At 64.6% G+C, this 4,585-nt stretch carries 2 protein-coding genes and 1 pseudogene; all 3 read right to left on the bottom strand.

Annotated elements, in window-relative coordinates:
* Window positions 1-39: 39 nt before the first annotated feature.
* Complete coding sequence (locus EN742_RS25160) at window positions 40-2,601, bottom strand: PAS domain-containing sensor histidine kinase (protein ID WP_127405145.1); 2,562 nt, start codon at window positions 2,599-2,601, stop codon at window positions 40-42.
* 189 nt (window positions 2,602-2,790) lie between these two features.
* The gene (gene ahcY / locus EN742_RS25155; protein ID WP_126057119.1) at window positions 2,791-4,191 is read right to left on the bottom strand and encodes an adenosylhomocysteinase; all 1,401 of its coding nucleotides are present in this window, start codon (window positions 4,189-4,191) and stop codon (window positions 2,791-2,793) included.
* 290 nt (window positions 4,192-4,481) lie between these two features.
* Window positions 4,482-4,585, bottom strand: a pseudogene (locus EN742_RS39590) (HPr family phosphocarrier protein); the annotation flags it as partial.

Genomic DNA, 4,585 nt, shown 5'->3' with positions numbered 1-4,585 from the left:
CGTCGGCGAGAAAACGTTCCAGCCCGGCCATGAGGTCCGCTACTCGGCCGCGGCGCGAATGCCCGAGGGCGCGGCCGGGAAGGTGCAGATGACGGTGGTGCCCTTGTCCTTGCCGGTCTCGATGCGGACGCTGCCGCCATGCAGCTCGACGAAGCTTTTGACGATCGACAGGCCGAGCCCGGCACCACGCCGGCGCCCGCCATTGGTCCGCGGCTCGAAGCGGCGGAACACCGAATCCAGCACGTCCGGCGGCATGCCGGGCCCGTCGTCATGGACGGAGAATTCCACGCCGTCGGCGAGTTGGCGGCAGGCGAGGGTGACGGTGCTTGCTTCCGGCGCGTAGTTCGCGGCGTTGCTCAACAGATTGTAGAGAATCTGGCGGATGCGGGTCTCGTCGCCATGGAAGCTCTTCGGCGCCGCCGCGGCTTCGACCTTGAGCGTGATCGAATGCTCCTCCAGCCGGTCGGCCACAAGCTCGGCGGCCGCCGCGATGGTCCGGTCGACGCTGACCTCGGAGATGTCGAGCTGCATGATGCCGGCATCGACGGTGGCGAGATCCAGTATGTCGTTGACGATGGTGAGCAGCACCGAGGAGGACGAGCCGACATGCTCGACATATTCGCGCTGCTTCGGCGTCAACGGCCCGGTCGACGGCAGCGACAGCAGCTCGGTGAAGCCGATGATGTTGGTCAGCGGCGAGCGCAGCTCGTAGGAAACGTGCTGCACGAACTCGTTCTTCAGCTGGTCGGACCGCTCCAGCGCCTCGTTCTTGTCCTTCAGCGCCCGCTCGACATTGACGCTGTCGGTGACGTCGACGAAGGTCATCATCACTTGCCCGTTGGGCAAATGGATCACCGCGTGGCTGAGCACCGTGCCGTCGACGAGCTCGCTCTGGCCGTGGCGGTCGCGGCGTTCGTCGTCGAATCCGGTGATGGCGGCGACGAAGCCGCCCCAAGGGCTGTCCTTGGCACGCCGGTCACAGAGGTCGCGGATCGCCGAGACATGCACATTGGGCTTGACCACGTCCTGGTTTAGACCCCACAGCGCGACGAAAGCCGGGTTCGACAGCCGAAGCCGTCCGTCCGGACCGAACACCGCGACACCCTCGGCAAGATTGTCCAGCGTCTCGCCCTGCACGCGCACCGCCGTCTGGTAGCGGCTTTCGAGGTCCATCTTCTCGGTCAGGTTCTCGAACACCCAGGTGACGCCGCCCTTGGGCTGCGGGTTGGCCACCACGCGGATGGTCTTGCCGTCGGGCAGGTGCCACCAGTGCTCCTGCGATTCGACTGCGCGATAGGCGCCGAGCAGGCCTTCCTTCCAGCGCCGCCACTCCGGCTGTTCGGCGATCTTGCCCTCGCTGCGCAGCCGGTCGAGCAGCAAGGCATTGTCCGGGGCGCTGTGCAGGAAGCCGCTGTCGAGGTTCCACAGTTTCTGGAATGCCTGGTTGAAGAAGCGCAGCTTCTCATTGGCGTCGAAGATGGCAACGGCGGTGTTGAGCTGATCGAGCGTGTCGGCGTGGCTGCGCACCGTGCGCTCATATTCGCCGCGGATGGTTTCGGTGGCGCTGGTGTCGCAGGCAAGTCCAGCCGAGCCGTCCGTGCCGGCGAAATCCGTCACTGAGAACATCCGGCGATCGCCTTCGATCACCGTGGACAGCGTCTGTTCGAACACCGGGCGCGCCTTGTGCTGCTCGGCGATCTGCTCGCGCGCCTGTCCGCCCAGGAATTCCTTGGCCTCGCGCACCGCCGCTTCTGCATTTTGCGCCTCGACCGCCTCGGCATAGGCGCGGTTGACCCATTTCAGCCGGCCGTCGGCGGAGCGCAGCCATGTCGGCATCTTCAGGGCGTCGAGCAGGCCGAGCATTGTCTCGTAGTCGGCGCTGAGCCGCTGGTTCTCGATCTTCAGCCGCGCCTGGCTGCGCAGCGTTTCCGACAGCGACACGAAGCGCACCAGCACATGCGCCGCGCTCTTGCGCCCTTGCACCTCGAGCGGCACTCCGGCCTGTGTCTCGATGACCAGATCGAAGGCCCTTGCCTTTTCGCGCAGGGCCGCCACGGCATGTTCGAGTGCCGCGGCCGAACGCGGCATCAGCCAGCGGCCGAATGCAAGGAAAGCGGCCCGGTCCTCGGGTGCGCCGCTCTCCAGCGGCAATGTTCCGATGAGCTCCGGCTTCTTGTTCTCGGAAGCCCATACCACGACGCGCTGGTCGCGCAGATTGAGCAGCGCCTCGGAACGCTGCAGCGCCGCGTTGACGTCGGCGATTCGGGTCCTGAGTTCGGCGTTCTGCGCCGAAGTGCGGGCTCTTTCGCGGATCAGGAAGATGGCCGAGACAAGGGCGGCCCCCATGACCCCGGCGAACATGGCGAGCTGCATCACCTCGACCGTGCTGACCGACAGCCCGGCCGATTGCGCGACGGTTTCGGCATGAGCCGCAAGGCCAAGCAACGGGCTGCAAAGCGCCGAGCCGGCGAGAAGCGTCGCCGCGCGGGCACCGCCACGCCACAACAGATGCCCGCCCCTGACGGCGGAGCCCGATGTCACCGAATCGCTATGGCCGCCGGAAACGGCCTGTCCCGCGCGAGGCGGGTTTTCCCCCGGCATGTCTTGGTCCTCTTCGCCGCCTGAATGCAAGACCGCCCAGATTGCGTATCCCGGCCCTCGTCCCCCGGACCGCGAATCACAACAATAACGCCTGCTGGAATCGGCGTGAAGAATCATTCCGCGCAAAAATAAAGCCGGGCGAAATGTCAATCGCCCGGCCTCAATATCTAGTGGCAATTTCTGTTTTGGTTAATAGCGGTAGTGTTCCGGCTTAAACGGCCCTTGCGGCGTCACGCCGATATAGGCGGCCTGTTCGCCGGACAGTTCGGTCAGGCGCGCGCCGAGCTTGCCAAGATGCAGGCGCGCGACCTTCTCGTCCAGGTGCTTCGGCAGCACGTAGACCTGGTTCTGGTACTGGCCGTGCTTGCTGTAGAGCTCGATCTGCGCCAGCACCTGGTTGGTGAAGGACGCCGACATGACGAAGCTCGGATGGCCGGTGGCGTTGCCGAGGTTGAGCAGGCGACCCTCGGACAAAAGGATCATCCGCTTGCCGTCCGGGAAGGTGATCATGTCGACCTGCGGCTTTACGTTGGTCCATTTCAGATTGCGCAGCGACGCCACCTGGATCTCGTTGTCGAAGTGGCCGATATTGCCGACGATCACCATGTCTTTCATCGACCGCATGTGGTCAAGGGTGACGACATCCTTGTTGCCGGTGGTGGTGATGACGATGTCGGCGGTGGGTGCCGCGTCTTCCAGCGTGACCACCTCGAAACCGTCCATCGCCGCCTGCAGCGCGCAGATCGGGTCGACCTCGGTGACCTTGACGCGGGCGCCGGCGCCCTTCAGCGAGGCCGACGAGCCCTTGCCGACGTCGCCATAGCCGCAGACCACGGCGACCTTGCCGGCCATCATCGTGTCGGTGCCGCGGCGGATGCCGTCGACCAGCGATTCCTTGCAGCCGTACTTGTTGTCGAATTTCGACTTGGTCACCGAGTCATTGACGTTGATCGCCGGGAACGGCAGCAGGCCCTTCTTCTGCAGTTGGTAGAGCCGGTTGACGCCGGTGGTCGTCTCCTCGGTGACGCCGCGGATCGCTTCCTTCTGCTTGGTGAAGAAGCCGGGCGATGCCTTCAGGCGCTTCTTGATCTGGGCGAACAGGATCTCTTCCTCCTCGCTGCCCGGATTGGACAGCACGTCCTCGCCGGCCTCGGCGCGGGCGCCGATCAGGATGTACATGGTGGCGTCGCCGCCATCGTCGAGGATCATGTTGGAGGTGCCGCCATCGGCCCACTGGAAGATCTTGTCGGTGTATTCCCAATAGTCCTCGAGCGTTTCGCCCTTGATGGCGAACACCGGGATGCCGGCCTCGGCGATCGCGGCGGCGGCATGGTCCTGGGTCGAGAAGATGTTGCACGAGGCCCAGCGGATGTCGGCGCCCAGCGCCTTCAGCGTTTCGATCAGAACCGCGGTCTGGATCGTCATGTGCAGCGAGCCGGTGATGCGCGCGCCCTTGAGCGGCTTCTTGTCGCCGAATTCGTCGCGGCAGGCCATCAGGCCCGGCATTTCGGTTTCGGCGATCTCGATCTCCTTGCGGCCCCAGCCGGCAAGCGAAATGTCGGCGACCACATAGTCCTTGCTACCCGTCATGGCAGTGCTCCGGTGTGATTTGTCTGTGGCACGCGCCGGCGCCGGACGGCGCGTGGAAGGGCGCGAATTGCCGGCCTGACTAGCAGATCGGCATTCAAACGACAATGGGATATAAAGAAATCTTTATTCGTGCATGTCTTTGCGGTAACAATTCCAGGAAAGCGCCAAGCGGTTTTCCGTCCGGAATTGCGTCGGAACAAGAACCCGAGCGAGAACCCGAGCGGATCGGCGATCCCATCAAACGCTGAATGGCTCCAAGCGCTGTCGGCATACGCCGGGCAAAGACGCCGTCAGCATTCCTCGCCGAAGCGTGAGGCCACCAGCTGCTCCAGTGCGTCGAGCGCCTGCAGGGCTTGCGGTCCGCTGGCGGTGACGCGGATCGAATAGCCTGGGC

This window comes from Mesorhizobium sp. M4A.F.Ca.ET.020.02.1.1 (assembly GCF_004022645.1).
Taxonomy (GTDB): domain Bacteria; phylum Pseudomonadota; class Alphaproteobacteria; order Rhizobiales; family Rhizobiaceae; genus Mesorhizobium.
This window is presented reverse-complemented; position numbering and strand designations above follow the sequence as displayed.